The organism is Vogesella alkaliphila (assembly GCF_014652475.1).
GTDB lineage: Bacteria > Pseudomonadota > Gammaproteobacteria > Burkholderiales > Chromobacteriaceae > Vogesella > Vogesella alkaliphila.
In genome coordinates, this window is the sequence record NZ_BMYW01000002.1 from 471,116 (window position 1) to 487,527 (window position 16,412).

The window sequence follows — 16,412 nt, forward strand, 5'->3', positions numbered from 1 at the left end:
TCCATTCAATGATGCGTCGCCCCTTCGGGGTGACAGCACCCTACCGGACGCGTCGCACGCCCGTACCTAACTTTCACAACCTTTATCACCATTCACCAAAGGTATCGATTCAATAAAATCAACATCCAAGCTCATTTCACTCAAACAATCCGGAGCAATCGCATACTCTCGTGGAGTAATTTTTTTGAACAATTTCAACAGACCTAAATAAAGCCCACCCTTCAACTCATCACTCCAACATCCAAAAACAAGCAATTTCTTTAACTTAGACGCAACAATTTTTTTATCGCAAATCCCAGCATGAACAAGAGAAACCAAGGAATCCACCAATGACTGAACTACCTCCTCGTCACACTCAGAATCAATTGCCTTGACAATGTGCTTACACGCAAATTCCTTCTTCAAGTTCAAACCTACCACTATTACAGCCAATGCCCTAACCGATGGATATTTTGAAGAAAGATAAAATAAAAAATCTTCCTCCATAATATTTCCACTATTTTTTATACAGTATAACTCTTCAATCATTGTGTCTTCATCAGACATATCACCCTCACTCAATGTGCTTTTCTTTTTATCCCGGAGAAGCCGCACGATCGTGTTGAGCGAGGCCTGTGAAGCCAAAAATTAACCGCTCCCCGCACCACACCCAACTAAAATTCAGCCCGGCCTCTCATCACATCAATTTAAACTCAAACATCATAACGTTGCCACAATAGCATACAGGGCAAGCCACCACGGCTTGCCCTTTCTCAATCACCCTGCGGCCAACCTTGACCGCATTCTCCCGCTAAGCAGCCATCAAGAAGCCGCCACCTCGCTCATCCCGCTATGCCGCAACAACGCATCAATCTGCGGATCGCGGCCGCGGAAGGCGCGGAACGATTCCAGCGCCGGGCGGCTACCGCCCACCGCCAGGATCTCGTCCCAGAACTGGCGACCGACTTCCGGATTGGCGCCGCCGGCTTCCTCGAACGCGGCGTAGGCGTCGGCGGACAGCACTTCCGCCCACTTGTAGCTGTAGTAGCCGGCGGCGTAACCGCCGCCGAAGATGTGGCTGAAGCTGTTGGGGAAGCGGTTGTAGGCCGGCGGACGGTTGACGGCGACTTCGTCGCGCACCGTTTCCAAGAGCGCCAGCCAGTCGACGGATTCCGGCTTGGCGTCGGTGTACAGCAGCATGTCGAACAGCGAGAACTCCAGCTGGCGCACGGTCTGCATGCCGGACTGGAAGTTCTTCGCCGCCAGCATCTTGTCGTACAGCGCGCGCGGCAGCGGCTCGCCGCTCTCGCTGTGCGCGGTCATGCCCTGCAGCACGTCCCACTCCCAGCAGAAGTTCTCCATGAACTGGCTAGGCAGCTCGACCGCGTCCCACTCCACGCCGCTGATGCCGGACACGCCCAGCTCGTCGACGCGGGTGAGCAGATGGTGCAGGCCGTGGCCGAATTCGTGGAACAGGGTGGTGACTTCGTCGTGGCTGAAGTAGGCCGGCTTGTCACCCAGCGGACGGGTGAAGTTGCACACCAGGTAGGCGACCGGGGTCTGCACTTGGCCGTTTTTCAGGCGGCGGCCGCGCACGTCGTCCATCCACGCGCCGGGGCGCTTGCCGTCACGGGCGTACAGATCGAGGTAGAAGCCGCCCAGGAGCGCGCCGTCCTTGAAGATCTGGTAGTAGCGCGCGTCCTCGTGCCAGGTTTCGGCGTCCTTCTGCTCGACGGTGATGCCGTACAGCTTGTGCACCACGCTGAACAGGCCGGCCAGCACCTTCGGCTCGGGGAAGTACTGTTTTACCTCGTGCTCGGAAAAGGCGTAGCGCGCGACGCGCAGCTTCTCGGCGGCGTAGGTGATGTCCCACGCCTGTAGCGTGGTGAGGCCCAGCTCGTCGCGGGCGAAGGCTTCCAGCTCGGCGCGGTCCTGCTCGGCGTAGGGTTTGGCACGGCGGGCGAGATCGCGCAGGAAGTCGATCACCTGCTGCGGGCTTTCCGCCATCTTGGTGTATAGCGACAGCTCGGCGTAGTTGGCAAAGCCCAGCAGCTTGGCTTCCTCGGCGGCCAGCACCAGTTTCTCGCGGATCAGCGGGCCGTTGTCCTGCTCGGCGGGGCCGAATTCGGACGCGCGCTTGGCGTTGGCCTCGTACAGCTTTTCGCGCAGGGCGCGGTTGTCGGCGTACTGCAGCACCGGGAACAACAGCGGGAACTGCAGGCCCAGCTTGTACTTGCCCGGCTGACCGTCGGCCTCGGCCAGTGCCGCGTACATGGCGAGGCTGTCTTCCGGAATGCCGGCCAGTTCCGCCACGTCGTCGATGTACAGCGCGAAGCTGTCGGTGGCGTCCATCACGTGCTGCGAGAACTGGTTGGACAGCTCGGCGAGACGGCTGGACAGCTCGGCGAAGCGCTGCTTGTCGGCCTCCGGCAGCTCGGCGCCGGAGAGGCGGAAGTCGCGCAGGTCGTTTTCGATGATCTTCTTGCGCGCGGCGGAGGCGCCGGCGAACGCGGGGTTGGCCGCAACGGCCTTGAAGCGCGCGTACAGGTCCAGGTTCTGCCCCAGTTCGGTGAAGAAGGCGGAGATGCGTGGGATTTCGGCGTTGTACGCGTCGCGCAGGCCGTCGGTATTGCCCATCACGCCGTTGAGGTGACCGACCACGCCCCAGGCGCGAGAGATCTGCTCGGTGGCGTCGGACAGCGGTTCGGCCACGCTGTCCCAGTCGTCGCCGCCGGCCGCGATGACCTTGTCGATGGCGGCGCGGGCATTGACCAGCAGCACGTCCAGCGCCGGGGTGATGTGTTCGGGCTTGATCGCGGCAAAACGCGGCAGATCGCTAAAGTCCAGTAGCGGATTGGTGGTCATGTTTGGCATCCTGTAGGCAGTGCGCCGTGCTGTTGCCGGCGCGAATCTTTCTAGAGATAGGGACAAATCAGTGAATCGCAATATCCGCCCTTACGACGGCCATCGGCCGCAGATCGACGACTCCTGTTACATCGACCCCGCCGCGGTGGTGATCGGCGAGGTGGAACTTGCGGCCAACGTGTCGGTGTGGCCCTTCGCGGTGGTGCGGGGCGACGTGAACCGCATCAGCATCGGCGAAGGCAGCAATGTGCAGGATTTTGCCATGCTGCACGTCAGCCATCGCAAGGAATCCGATCCGCAGGGCGCGCCGCTCACGATCGGCAAGCACGTCACCATCGGCCACCACGTGACGCTGCACGGCTGCAGCATCGGTAATGAAGTGCTGGTCGGCATCGGCAGCATCATCCTCGACCGCGCGGTGATCGAGGACCGGGTGCTGATCGGCGCCGGCAGCCTGGTGCCGCCGAACAAGCGCCTGGAATCCGGCTACCTGTACCTGGGCAACCCGGTGAAGCAGGTGCGGCCGCTGACCGAGGACGAGCTGGCCTACTTCCGCTATTCCGCCGAGCACTACGTGCGGGTGATGGACAAGCACAAGGCCAATCTGTGACCAAAATGGTGTCGCGGCCGGCTGCAAATGCCGTGCCGCACGCATTCTTCACTACCGCTGCATAAAACATTTGTAATACTGCAAGCATAAACAGTCGCTACCGAGTACGCCAACACCAGCGGAGCCACACGTGATGCAGCAGGTTTTCCCCAGAAGCGGACAATCGTTACAAGTGTGGCTGACGGTACTGATCTCGGTACTGGTGCTGGCCACCGCGGCCGCACTCGGCTTCTTCTACTACCGCGCGATGCAGAGCCAGCTGACGCTGGCGCAGCACAACCTGTTCCGCGCCACCAGCACCCTGATCACCGGCAATATCGAACAGAGCGGTGCCGGCGCCGCCGCCACCACCAACCTGCTGGCGCACTCCGCGCTGGCGGAAACCTACAGCATGGAAGAGCGCGTGCTGTACACCGGCCAGCTAGTGGCGGTGCTGCGCGGCAACCCGGCGCTGCAGGCGGTGTACATCGCCTATCCCAACGGCGACTTTTTCTTGCTGCGGCGGCTGGACGACGCCGCGCGCCAGGCGCTGCCGGACGCCGGTCCCGCCGCTCGCTGGGCGAGGCAGCTGGTGCAGCAGCAGCCGGACGGCGTCGCCGAGCAGCGCTTCAGCTTTCTCGACGACGCGCTGAACAGCGTGCAGCCGGAGCTGGTGCTGCGCCGGGTGTACGATCCGCGGCAGCGACCGTGGTACCAGCAGGCGGTGGCCAGTCGCGGCGCCGCCGCCACCGAGCCCTACCGCTTCAGCACCACCGGCCTGATCGGCCTCACCTACGCGCACCAGAACGGCGACGCCAGCGCGGTGGCCGGCGCCGACCTGCGCCTGCTGACGCTGGGCAGCCTCCTGCGCCACAACCTGCCCAGCCCCTCGGCGCAGATGGCCATCGTCAACGCCGCGCACGACATCCTGGCCAGCACCCATACCGACGAACGCGATCCGCGCCCGGTCAAGCTCGGCGAGAGCGCGCCGTCGGCACTGGCGATGCTGGGCCGGCAATGGCACGTCGGCAAGCCGGCACCGGCACAGGTCGAGTGGCAGGGCCAGCAGTGGCACGTGGCGGTGGCGGCACTGCCCGGCGGCAGCCGCCAGCAGCTGGTGATGGTGATGCCGGAGCACGAGCTGTTCGCCGCCGGCCGCGCGATGGCCGAGCGTGCGGCGTGGATTCCGCTATTGATCCTGCTGCTGATGCTGCCCCTGGGCTGGCTGCTGTCGCGCCTCTTGAGCCAGCCGCTGCGGCAGCTGGTGGCCGCCTCCGGCCGCATCCAGTCGCTGGATTTTTCCGACAGCAGCCTGCCGCCCAGCCCGGTGCGCGAGCTGAACGAGTTGATGGCGGCGTCGGAGGCGATGAAGGAGACCATCCGCGACTTCATCGGCCTCAGCCGCGACATGGTCGCCGAGAACGCGCTGGAGCAGCTGCTGGATACCGTACTGCAATCGACCATGCACGCGCTGCCGGCCGAGCGCGGCGGGCTGTGGCTGATGGACGGCACGCAGCTGGCGCCGTCCATCAGTCGCGACGAGCACGGCCAGGCGCTGCTGCTGGGCAGCCTGCCGCTGGACGACGCGCTGCTGCTGGACACGCTGGCCGCCAGCGCGCCGCAGCAGATTGCGGCCAACCCTGCGCTGGTCCCGGTGGAGATGCGCAGCCTGCTGGGCGAGGACACCCGGCAGCTGATCCTGCTGCCGCTGCGGCTGGAATCGCGGGAGCTGCTGGGCCTGCTGGTGCTGGCCAGCAACGAAAGCATCGCCCACACCCAGAGCGGCCACCGCATCCACTACCTGCAGGCGCTGGTCGGCTTTGCCGCCATCGCCATCGACAACCGCCGCCTGGCCTCGGCGCTGCAGCAGCTGATGAACGCGCTGGTGGAGCTGGTCGCCGGCGCCATCGACGCCAAGTCGCCGTACACCGGCGGCCACTGCCAGCGGGTGCCGGAGCTGGCGCAGGCGCTGGCCGAGGCCGCGCACCAGAGCCGCCAGGGGCCGTTCGCCGGTTTCAGTCTCAGCGCCGCCGACCGCGAGGCGCTATACATCGCCAGCTGGCTGCACGACTGCGGCAAGGTCACCACCCCGGAGTACGTGGTCGACAAGGCCACCAAGCTGGAAACGCTGTACGACCGCATCCACGAGATCCGGATGCGCTTCGAGCTGCTCAAGCGCGACGCCGACGTCGCCTACTGGCAGGGCCTCGCCGCCGGCGAGGACGCCGCGCTGCTGAAACAGCAGTGCGAGCGGCAGAAGGCGCAGCTGGACGACGACTTCGCCTTCGTCGCGCGCTGCAACCTGGGCGGCGAATTCATGGACGACGCCGATCTGGCACGGCTGCAGCGGATCGCCGGCCGCCGCTGGACGCGCACGCTGGACGACCGCCTGGGGCTGGGGCCGATGGAGCGGGCGCGGCTGGCCGGCATCCCCGCGCCGTCGCTGCCGGTCGAGGAAAACCTGCTCGCCGACAAGCCGGAGCACCGCATCGCGCGCGGCGGCGCCGACACGCTGCCGGCCGACAACCGCTGGGGCTTCAAGGTCAAGGTGCCGGAGCTGCTGTACCACAAGGGCGAGCTGACCAACCTGTCCATCCGCCGCGGCACGCTGACCGAGGAGGAGCGCTACAAGATCAACGCCCACATCACCGAAACCATCAAGATGCTGAGCGCGCTGCCCTTCCCCGCCCACCTCGCCCACGTGCCGGAGATCGCCGGCGGCCACCACGAGCGCATCGACGGCAAGGGCTACCCGCGCGGCCTGAAGGGCGAGGACATGAGCGTGCTGGCGCGGGTGATGGCCATCGCCGACGTGTTCGAGGCGCTGACCGCCGCCGACCGCCCGTACAAGCCGGCCAAGCCGCTGTCGGAGGCGCTGCAGATCATGCGCAAGATGGCGGAGGACGGCCACCTCGACCCCGAGCTGTACCGGCTGTTCCTCGACAGCGGCATCTGGCGCCACTACGCCGAGCGCTATCTGGACGCCGCCCAGGCCGACGTTGCCGACAGCTACGCCTACCGGCCACGACAGAGCCTGCACCAGCACTGAGCCGTCATCGCCCTGTCACCGGCATCCACCAGACTGCGCCTGCGGCCACGCCGCAGGCGCCGCGCCGGCGAAGTTAACAGTCATCTCCCGGTAATGTCGCCGCCCTACACTGTTGGCATCTTGAAGGGATGATTGAAAATGACGCTGGTAAAACGCCTGTGGCTCACCGTAGCCTTTACCCTTGCCTGCCTGATCGTGGTGATGCTGCTCAGCAGCCAGCAGCTGTTCTCGCTGCGCCACCAGTTCGCCGACTATCGCGAGCGGCAGCAGTTGTCCACCCATCTGCAGACGCTGAAGGCCGAGGTGCTGTCGCTCTCGCGCGCCGACCCGCTGCTGGAAGACACCGCGCCGCGGCTGGCGCGGGTGCAGCAGAACGTGGGCCGGCTGATCCCGGCGATCAGCCAGGCGCTGCCGCCGGCCAGCCGCCAGGCGTTCGCCAGCAAGGCGCAGGGCTACTGGCAGGAGTTTGCCAAGAACCTGCGCTCGGCACTGACCATCGCCGAGACCGCGCCGGAAGACGCGCTGTCCATCCCGGAGCGCGCCTACAGCCTCAGCATCGTGCCCCTAGTCAACCTGATCGACAGCACGCTGGATAACGAGCAGCGCCAGCTGGCCGGCGCCGAAAGCGCGATGGCGCAGGCGATGCTGCAACTGGTGCTGCTGGTGCTGGGGCCGCTCGGCGTCGCCAGCGTGGCGGTGGTGCTGTCGCAGGTGCTGCTGGCGCAGCGGCTGAAGAAGCAGATCGCCGCAATGCAGCACGCCGCCGACCTGCTCGGCGAAGGCCAGCTCGGCACCCGGCTGCCGGTCAGCGGCCGCGACGAGCTATCGCAGGCCGCCGGCCACATCAACCGCTTCCTCGACAAGCTCAGCGAGCTGCTGGGCACCGTGCGCAGCAACGCCGCCGGCAGCGAGCGCGAGGCGCAGGACATCCTCGACCTCACCCACCACGTGATCGGCAGCACCCGCCAGCAGGCGGAAACCGCCGAGCACAGCAACCACGCCGCCAACGCGGTGGCCAGCTCGGCCGAGGAAATCGTCAGCCACATCCGCCGCGCACTGCAGGACGCCGACACCGCCACCGAGCGCACCTCCCACGCCCGCGAGCTGGCCGGCGACACCGCCGGCACGCTGCAGGCGCTGGCCGACCGCATCCAGGGCGCGGTGGGCGAGACCGAACAGCTGAAGCACGCCATCTCCGACATCGCGCAGATCAGCAACATGATCCGCGACGTGGCGGAGCAGACCAACCTGCTGGCGCTGAACGCGGCGATCGAGGCCGCGCGCGCCGGCGAGCACGGCCGCGGCTTTGCCGTGGTCGCCGACGAGGTGCGCAAGCTGTCGGAGCGCACGTCCAGCGCCACCGCCGGCATCTTTGACACCCTGCTGCGCATCGAGGGCGCCACCAAGGCGCTGGCCGCCACCATGGACGCCGCGCACCAGGCCAGCCACGGCAGCGTGGTGGCGCAGACCTCGCTGGGCGAGGCGCTGCAAAGCATGGACAGCGCGCTGGTCACCATCAACCAGGTGCTGCGCGAGGTGGCGGAGGCCAGCCACCAGCAGAGCCAGGCCGGCGGCCACATCCGCAGCCGCGGCAGCGAGGTGTCGGCGCTGGCCAGTGACATCTTCGGCAAGATGGAATCGCTGGCGCCGGCGATGGGGCGCTGGCGCGAGGTGTCGGCGCAGATGAACCGCGATCTGGCTTGGTTCCGCATCGACAGCCAGACCGGCGCCACGGTGCCGTTCTCGGCCAACAAGCCGCGCTTCGAGTCCCGCAACAGCGACGCGGCCTGAAGCGGCATCGCCAGCAAACACAAACGGCGCTCATCTCGATGAGCGCCGTTTTGTCTGTCAGACCGGCCTTGCGGCAGCGAGGACTTACAGCCCGGCCTCGCGCTGCAGCAAGGCCACGGCTTGGTTCAACCATTGCTGCAGCAAGCTCTGCCGCTCGCCCTTGAGTAGTGCCACACCGGGCATCTCCTGCCACCAGTGTTCACCGCCGTCACACTGGCTCAGCCGAACGCGAAATTGTGCCGACAATGGCTGCAGGCTGTCTTGCTGTTGCTGGCTAGCGATGGGCCCGCCAAAGCTGGAGGCAAGCGCAGGTTGGTCCAGGCTGGGCAAAGCCAGGCGATCGATATTGTCGATCCGGCACTGCACGCGTTCCTGCTCGGCGAGGTTGGCCACAAACACCGCCTCGCCCCCCAGGGTTAGCCGCATGCGCGCGGCTTCATCGACAAAGGCTTCGCCACGTGGCCGACGCGGGTCGATTACCGCCAGTAACCGCTCCCCCGGCGGAATCACTGTCCCCACCTGCAAGGCCTCGCTGCGATCCACTACCCGACCGGCACGCGGCGCGCGCACACTAAGCCGATCGATCTGCTGCTGCAGCTGGTTGACCCGCTGCTGTGCCAGCTGCCATTGCTTTTGCAATGCCAGCCCTTCGGCCAGCAGCTTGTCGTCAAATGGCTGCCGCTCCAGCCGCCAGCGCAATGCCTCGGCCTCGGTTTCGGCCTGCTGCCACTGCCAGACAAGCTCGGGCGAGCGCAGGGTCAGCAACCGTTGGCCGGCCTGTACCGCCTGGCCATCCTGCACCCAGACCTGCACCACCTCCGCCGTGGCCTCTGCCGGTGCGTACAGCTCGCTCACTTCCTGTGCCCCCATCACCGCAGGTGCCGACAGCTCGGCCCGCCACGGCACCGCCACCCATAAGAGCGCGACGAGCAGCAGCAACACGCTGCGGCAGGTAATACGGTTCCAGCCCAACTCGGTGCGGCGCTGCCACCACACATTCAGTTCGCTCCACAGCGGGTAGGCGATGAACCAGCCCAATTCCACCAGCAACAGGAAGATACCCAGTGCCTTGAAAAAGTAGTGGTAGACCACCAATGCAATCCCCAGGAACAGCACCAGCCGATACAGCCAAGTGGCAAACGCAAACAGGGTGAGCATGCGCTGGCGTGCCGCCGGCACCGCTTCCGGCAAGGGTTCGTCCAGTCCCAGTAGCTGACGGCGCAGCCAGCAGCGGCCAAAGGCAAAGGCTCGACTGTGCAGATTGGGAATGCCCAGCCAGTCGGAGAGCAGGAAGTAGCCGTCAAAACGCATGAAGGGGCTGGCATTGATCGCCAGTGTAGCCAGCCAGGTAGTGGTCGCCAGCATGAACACCCCGGCGCGCAGCGGGCCGTCCAGCAGAAAGCTCCACAACAGGGTGGCGAACACCGCCAGCACCAGCTCGGCCAGCATGCCGGCGGCGCCGATCTGCAGCCGCTGCCGGCGCGATGCCAGCTTCCAAGCTTCGTTGGTATCGGTATACAGCACCGGGAACATCACCAGGAACGCCACCCCCATCGCCGGCACACGGCAGCCGTAACGGTAGGCGGTGAGCGCATGACCGAACTCGTGCAGCAGCTTGGCAAACGACAACGACAAGCCGATGCCGAGCAAACCACTCATCCCCTGGTAATTGGCAAAAGTGTGGGTAAAGGCTTCCCAGCGCTGCAGTACCAGCAGCAACCCCAGCAACAGGGCCGCCGACACCAGATACCAGAAGCCGGGAGCAAACACCCGCTCGAACAGCGGTGCCAGCCGCGCCAGCAATGGCATCGGCTGCAATAGCGGCAGGCGAAAGAACAGGTAGTGCTTGAGCAGCCATTTGGCCGGCGACAGCCGCAGCCGGGCGGCATGCTTGGTCAGTTGTTCAGTATGTGCCGGACTGCCGCCTTGCAGCAGGTGGTGGCGGCTCAGAAAGTCCACCACCGCCGCCACGTCGTCCGCGTGCAGCCGCAGGGTGGTCGTGGTATGGATGTCCGCCACGATAGCCTCGGCCGTCCCCAGCGGCCAGCGCGACAGGATTTCGAAGGCCGGCCAGCCCAGGCGATAGAAACGGTTGGCCGCGGCATCGTGCAGCACCCAGCCGGGGCTGCCGTCGTGCTCCGGTGCCGCGGCGTGCAGTCCCAGATCCTGCCGCAGTGCCGGCAACTGCAAACTGTTTGCCATCTACCAGCCCACCCATTGCCGCAGCCAGGTCAGCGGCCGGCGCAGCGTGTAATAGCTCAGCGGCACCCAGCTGCCATATATCCTGGCGGTGCCCATCTGGCCGATGCGTGGCAGCGGTTGCCCTGCGCTGAAGCGGGCATAGAGCCGGTAGGCCAGTACGTTGTCCTCTCCCACTTCGGCACGATAGGCCACACGGGTGATCACGGCATCGTAAGACTCGGTTGGCGCCGCATTGGGAAACAGCCGCAGTTTGCTGCCGGGGGCGACATGAATCGCTTCGGATGCCGGCAGCCAAGCGGTCAGCTCCACCCTGCCTGGGTCGGCCAGCTGCATCACCCGCTCTCCCGGAGCCACCGCCCGCCCTAGCCAGTCGTTACGGTCGGAAAACACGATCACCCCGTCGCGCGGTGCCTTGACGTGAATGCGCGCCAGCTGGCGCGAGGTGTATTCGGTCTCGATCCGTCTCTGTTCCAGCCGCGCCTGCTCGCTGGCCATCTCCAGCCTGGCCTTGTCCTCGGTCACCGCCAGCTGCGCCTGCTGGCGAAAGCTTTCTGCCGCCGCATCCTGCGCCGTGCTGGCCAGCGCCAACTGGCCGGCAAGCACGGTGGAGTCCAGGCTGAACAGCGGCGCACCGGCCGTCACCGGCTGATTAGGCTGTACCTCGATGCGCTCTATCACTCCGGCCAACGGCGCACGCATCAGCATGGCCTCCTGTGGTGTGACCTCACTGCGCGCCAGCACGCTCAGACGCACCGGAAAACAGGCCAGCACCAGCAGCAATAGCAGCAGGCGGCGCCGGCTCTTACCCTGCTGCCACAGCCGTGCGACACGGTCGCGCCAACTGCGTTCAGGAGCAAAGCGGGCCTGGGCATGAGCATAGCCGTGCGCCAGCTCGGCAGCCAGAGTCAGTTCGTAATCGCTCCATGCCGCATCGCGCGCCAGCAGCAGTGCACCATCGGCCTGGATACCCGGCTGTTCCAAGCGGATGAACAGCAGATTGGCCGGCAGCCATTCACCCCAGTCTGCCGCCAGAACCGGCGGCAAATCGGCCGCAGTCACGCGCTGCAGCGGCATGCTTGCCGGCAATACCTTGCACACGGCCGCCAACCATTGCACATGGGGTGCGGTGGCATCCACCTCGGCCAGCCCGGACAGGCTGACGATCCGCCCTAGCGGCCCGCCACGCCACAGCGCAGCCTGGCGGTAGGGCAACAGATTGATGGTCTCGTTGACCATGACAAAGCCCAGCACGTGTTCGCTTTCGGCATCGCGTGCCCGGCGCAGCAAATGCAGCAGGGTTGCCAACGGGCGAGCCGCGTCACTGCCAGAGGAAGAAAGCGGATTCATGAATTTGCTCTGCAGAAGCTGTCGCCGGCTGGCGGCAGCAGCTGGCGCATGACTGCGCCATGCGGTTTATTTGGGTAGCGCAAAAGTGGCCCAGCCGCTCATGCCCGGCAGCAGCGCTGCATCCTTGGCCTCAATCTGGCCGGTGGCGGCAATCGACTGGCTGACCGGGTCTATCCTGGCGCCCAGCCGGACCAGTCTGGCCGGGAAGCTGCGGCCCAGTTCGTCTACCTGCACATCGAAGCGCTGCCCCGGCTTGAGCCAGGCCACCCACCTGGATGGCACCAGTATGCGCAGTTCCAGTGGGCCGCTATCGACGACATCCAGAATCGGCATGCCGGTATTGAGATACTGGTGTGGAGCGGCAATGCGCTTGGCAACCCGCCCGGCAAACGGCGCGCTGATCACGCACTTGGCTACTGTGCTGCGCATATAGCTGACTTCGGCATGACTTTCCTTGGCCTTGCCTTGTGCCTGGGTCAGCTCCAGTGCCCCGATGGAATTGAGTTCGGCCAGCCGGGCGTTGACCTTCACCAGCTGCTGCGCCGCCTCCTGCGAAGCCTGCGCCTTGTTGAGCTGGGCACGGTAGCTGCTGCAATCGAACTCGACCAGCGTCTGCCCCTTAGCAAAATGACTACCCTCCTCCAGAGGTAGCCGCGCAATCTTGGCCGGCAGCTCACTGGATAGGGTAACGGCAGCACGCGACATTAACTGTACGCGGATACGACCGCCGTTGGCAGGTGGTGTGGCGGCCTGCAGGCTGGCTGCCAGCAGCAGCGGCAACGCGGTAACACAATACTTGGCAGTTGCCATCACACGCCTCCAGCCAGCGTTTGTTCCACCCGCGCGGAAACATCCTGCAACGCTGCCCCCAAGGTGGCGACATCATGCGCACCGACTTCCGCCGGCAGTGGATCCAGGCCCACCGTCACGGCAATCTGGCCGTAAGCGTTCTGCAGGTCACCATAGCCTTGATACAGCCGCAACTCGGACAGAACGGCATTGGCACTGGCCAAAATGGATGGCAGGCGGCCCTGGGCATTGCTTTGCGTTGCGTTGCTGTTGTATTCCTTCAGCCGTTTTTCCACCGCAAAAATGTCATGCTCCAGTGCGAACTGGCGGGTTCGGCCCTGATAATCCAGCCAAGCAACATGCACCTGAGTCAGCACCGCCATGTTCAGCGCCATGCGCTGCTCTTGCGCCACCTTGAGCTGGGCATCGGCACTGCGGCGGATGGCACCGGCATTCAGCAAGTTAAACAGGTTCCAGCTCACGCGCAGACCGGCATCATTCCAACCCTGGTTAACCAGGAATTTATTGTCGTCGTAGTGCCCGCCAATGCTCAGCTCCAGCCCCGGCAGCAGCTTGGCCACCGCCTTGCGGGTTTCTAGTACGCCAATGCGTTCGTTGTAGCGGGCTTCCATCATCTCCGGACGATTGCTCAACGCCATTTCTTCCATTTTTCCCAGAGACAGCCCCAGCTTGGGCTCGCTCAGCTGAGTCGGCTCGGCGACAGTGAAACTTATGCCAGGCGACAGGTTCATGATTGCGGCCAACCTTGGCTTGGCCTGCACCAGCATGTTACGGATCTGCGTCATCTGGCGAATGACATCCAACAGCTGGCGCTGGTAGCTCAATGACTCCAGCGGCGAACGCAATTTTTCCTGCTCCACCTTCTTCGCATCGTCCAGCGCCGCTTCCGCCTCGATCAGCAGGCTGCTGATTTTCGGCTCCAGGCGCTGTGCCCCAACCGCCAGCCAGTACGCCTGTCGCGCCTGCAGCATCAGTTGGTGTGCCACCTTGCGCTTGCGCTCCTGCAGGATCAGCACGCGGTCGGCCTGTTGCTGCGCGCCGTAGTAGCTGACCCCGAAATCCAGTACGTTCCAGGTCATGCTCAGGTCGGCATTCAGCCGGGTACGCTCGCTGGAAATCGACGGTACCAGCGACTGTTTGCCAGTCACGACATCCTGCGAGGAGGAGGCGGCGTCGTTGTCGCGATGGCTGTAACCGGCCCCCAGGGTCAGCTTGGGCAACAGATCCATGCTGGTCAGGTCCAGCTGACGCTGCGCCAGTGCCTCTTCCAGCAGTTTTACTCGGTAATCCAGATTGTATTTCAGCGCACGGGCCATGGTTTCCTGCAGCGTTACCGGGCCGGATAGCGCCTCCTGCCCGGCAAACATGTTCTGACGATCAGTATTGAGGCTAGCCAAGCGCCCGGCCTGGTCCAGCGGTTTTGGTGTAATGGCACAACCGCCCAGCAGCAATATGGCCACGGCAAGACTGCTCAGGGCAAACAACCTGTTTACCCCCTCCCTTGTTGCAAGCTTAGTCATAAAATTATCCCTGTTTGTCCGACTGAAATTGAGCAACCGGTAAAGCCAGCATCGTCATCCACGCGTCACCACCTTGTCGGCGGCCGCCAGCAGTGCATTTACTGCGCTACCAAAATGCTTATTACCCTGCCTCGCCAGCTGTTCCGCCAAGGCCAGCTTGCCAGGTAGGATGGCCTGTCCATCCTGTAGCGCGGCACTCTGGCCATCGCCGGCCACAGCCCCTTGATCTGTCGCTTCTGCCGTCGCCGGCTCCAGGGTGGCACGACCGACCTCCAGCCTCAGCCGCGTTGCGGCCTGATTGCCTTGGCTATCCCGCACCGTTACCACCACCTCGACAGGCTGCCTATTGCCCGCCGGCATCAGGCCACTGAAGCGGCCTGATGCCGGATCAAAGCGCATCCAGGATGGCAAGGGCTGGCCATTGGCTTGGCGGGCAACCATCACCACACCATCACCATGTTTGAGACTGAAGGTACCCGGCGGCAGGGAGAAACTGAAGTTCTCGCCCACCGGCAAGGGTTGGATGTGCAGTGGCAATCTCACTTCGATGGCCAGCACTTGCATGGCATTGACCATGACGGCGCTGATCGGCATGCCACCAGTGCCCAACAGCGGCTGAATGGTTTCGGTAAGCGGTGCACTTGGCAGCAAGGTGTCAATCGGCATCGGCGCGCCGCCAAGACCGGTGGCCGCCAGCACGATGTTCGGTGTAACTGGCGTCACTTCCACTTCGGCAGGCGCGGAGACCACCGCTTCCGGAGCGGGCTCGGCCACCACTACCACCAGCGGTATCACGTTGTAGCTGGCACCGTTGTAAGTCGCAGCCAGGGTATTGCCGGCGGTATCGCCCACACTGCCGGCCGCCAGATTCAGCTGCAAGGCGCCACTGCCAGCCACATTGTTCACCAGCACGATATAGGTGCGAGCATTAAGCTGCTGCACCCCACCAATACTGCCGCGGGCACTACCGCTCAGGCTGAAATCGGCGCTGTCCACCCCCTCCACATCTTCGGAAAAACTCACCAGATAGCGCACACTGTTGCTGGCCGGGCTGTCATCGAGCAGGCTCATGGCAAGCACCGTCGGCGCACTGCTGTCTACCGTGATGCTGTAGGTCGTAGACTGACTGCTGCTATTGCCAGCCGCATCAGTGGCGATCGCGTGTAGACTGTGACTCCCACTGCTCAGCGCACTGCTCAAGGTATAGTTCCACGCACCGCTGCCGTCAGTCGTCACGGAGCCGACCGCGACACCGTCGACATACACCACCACAGTGCTGTTGGCTTCCGCAGTGCCGGTCACGGTCGGCATGGTTTGGCTGGTGATACCGTCGCTGCTACTGCTGCCACTATCCGTGACCATACTCAGTGCCAGTCCAGCCGGAGCGGCCGGGGCGTTGCTGTCTACCATGATGCTGTAGCCCATGGATTGCGCACTGCTGACCCCGCCTATGGTTGTTAGCGCTGTAATGCTGTGAGCACCAGAGGACAAGCTGGACACCAAGCTGTAACTCCACGCGCCGCTGCCATCGGCAATGGTGGTGTCAATCAGCACGTTATCCACATAGATGCTCACGGTGCTGTTGGCGACGGCGGTGCCGGTTACAGTGGGGATGACATTGCTGGTAATCCCGTCGCTGGAACTACTGCCAGTGTCACTGCCTACCGTCAGCCCGGTTATGCTGGGCACCGGCAACTGCATTTCAATGCTGCGGGCCATCACCGCGCTGTTTTTACTGCCATCACTGATGCTGAAACTGATGGTACGGGTGGCTGTACTCGGCGTCTCCGCTGTGTCGTTGTACGTGACCGCTCGCAACGCCGCCTGCCACTGTGCCAGCGTGGCGGTGCCGCCACTGGACGTCAGCGTCAACACCCCGGTGCCGGCGTGGTAGCTGGCGGCGATGTTGCCGTAGGTGCTGCTGTTGGTGTTGCTGAACGCCAGCACGTCTTCGCCGCGGTGGAAGTTGCCGGTGATGGCCACGGTGGCGCTGGCCAGCGTGGCGCTGTCCAGATCGGACACGGTCAGGCCGCTGTCCACTGCCGTTTCCCCGCCACCAACTACATAAGCACCGGCGCTGCCGCTAGTAGTGGCGATCGGGGTCTGGTCGGTGGCCACTACCGTCACGGTGCGCGTCACCGTTGCGCTGTCCTTGCTACCGTCACTGACGCTGAAGCTGACAGTGCGAGTGGCCGTGTTGGGCGTGATGGCCGTGTCGGTGTAGGTCACCGCTCGCAACGCCGCCTGCCACTGCGCCAAC

Annotated in this window: 10 protein-coding genes; 3 read left to right on the plus strand and 7 right to left on the minus strand. The window is 64.4% G+C overall.

Features of this window, described 5'->3' with window-relative positions; all coding sequences use genetic code 11:
* Window positions 1–66 precede the first annotated feature (66 nt).
* A complete protein-coding gene (locus IE100_RS05470) occupies window positions 67–546 on the minus strand; it encodes a hypothetical protein (protein ID WP_189373085.1) in 480 nt (159 codons plus the stop codon).
* A 255-nt stretch (window positions 547–801) separates the two neighbouring features.
* On the minus strand, window positions 802–2,844 hold the full coding sequence (locus IE100_RS05475) for a M3 family metallopeptidase (RefSeq protein ID WP_189373086.1): 2,043 nt from the start codon (window positions 2,842–2,844) through the stop codon (window positions 802–804).
* A 70-nt stretch (window positions 2,845–2,914) separates the two neighbouring features.
* Here IE100_RS05475 and IE100_RS05480 point away from each other — a divergent pair, with 70 nt between their 5' ends.
* The 3 genes from IE100_RS05480 (at window position 2,915) to IE100_RS05490 (ending at window position 8,273) form a co-directional block, all read left to right on the plus strand.
* Window positions 2,915–3,454 carry a gamma carbonic anhydrase family protein gene (locus IE100_RS05480; RefSeq protein ID WP_189373087.1) on the plus strand — a complete coding sequence of 180 codons (540 nt, stop codon included), beginning with the start codon at window positions 2,915–2,917 and terminating at the stop codon, window positions 3,452–3,454.
* A gap of 133 nt (window positions 3,455–3,587) precedes the next feature.
* Window positions 3,588–6,482 carry an HD domain-containing phosphohydrolase gene (locus IE100_RS05485; RefSeq protein WP_229800243.1) on the plus strand — a complete coding sequence of 965 codons (2,895 nt, stop codon included), beginning with the start codon at window positions 3,588–3,590 and terminating at the stop codon, window positions 6,480–6,482.
* Window positions 6,483–6,620: 138 nt separating this feature from the next.
* Window positions 6,621–8,273 (plus strand): methyl-accepting chemotaxis protein, encoded by a 1,653-nt coding sequence (locus tag IE100_RS05490; protein ID WP_189373089.1) that lies wholly within the window; start codon window positions 6,621–6,623, stop codon window positions 8,271–8,273.
* 84 nt (window positions 8,274–8,357) lie between these two features.
* Here IE100_RS05490 and IE100_RS05495 read toward each other — a convergent pair whose 3' ends face one another.
* The 5 genes from IE100_RS05495 to IE100_RS05515 all read right to left on the minus strand — a co-directional run.
* A complete protein-coding gene (locus IE100_RS05495; protein ID WP_189373090.1) occupies window positions 8,358–10,475 on the minus strand; it encodes a site-2 protease family protein in 2,118 nt (705 codons plus the stop codon).
* Window positions 10,476–11,822, minus strand: coding sequence for an efflux RND transporter periplasmic adaptor subunit (locus IE100_RS05500; RefSeq protein ID WP_189373091.1), 1,347 nt, complete (start codon window positions 11,820–11,822; stop codon window positions 10,476–10,478).
* A gap of 66 nt (window positions 11,823–11,888) precedes the next feature.
* The gene (locus IE100_RS05505) at window positions 11,889–12,632 is read right to left on the minus strand and encodes an efflux RND transporter periplasmic adaptor subunit (RefSeq protein ID WP_189373092.1); all 744 of its coding nucleotides are present in this window, start codon (window positions 12,630–12,632) and stop codon (window positions 11,889–11,891) included.
* Entirely contained in the window at window positions 12,632–14,152 is a 1,521-nt protein-coding gene (locus IE100_RS05510; protein WP_189373093.1) for a TolC family protein, read from the minus strand. Before IE100_RS05510 ends, IE100_RS05505 begins: the two co-directional genes overlap by 1 nt.
* 54 nt (window positions 14,153–14,206) lie before the next feature.
* Window positions 14,207–16,412: Ig-like domain-containing protein (locus IE100_RS05515; RefSeq protein WP_229800234.1), on the minus strand; the 2,206-nt coding region annotated here is incomplete at its 5' end.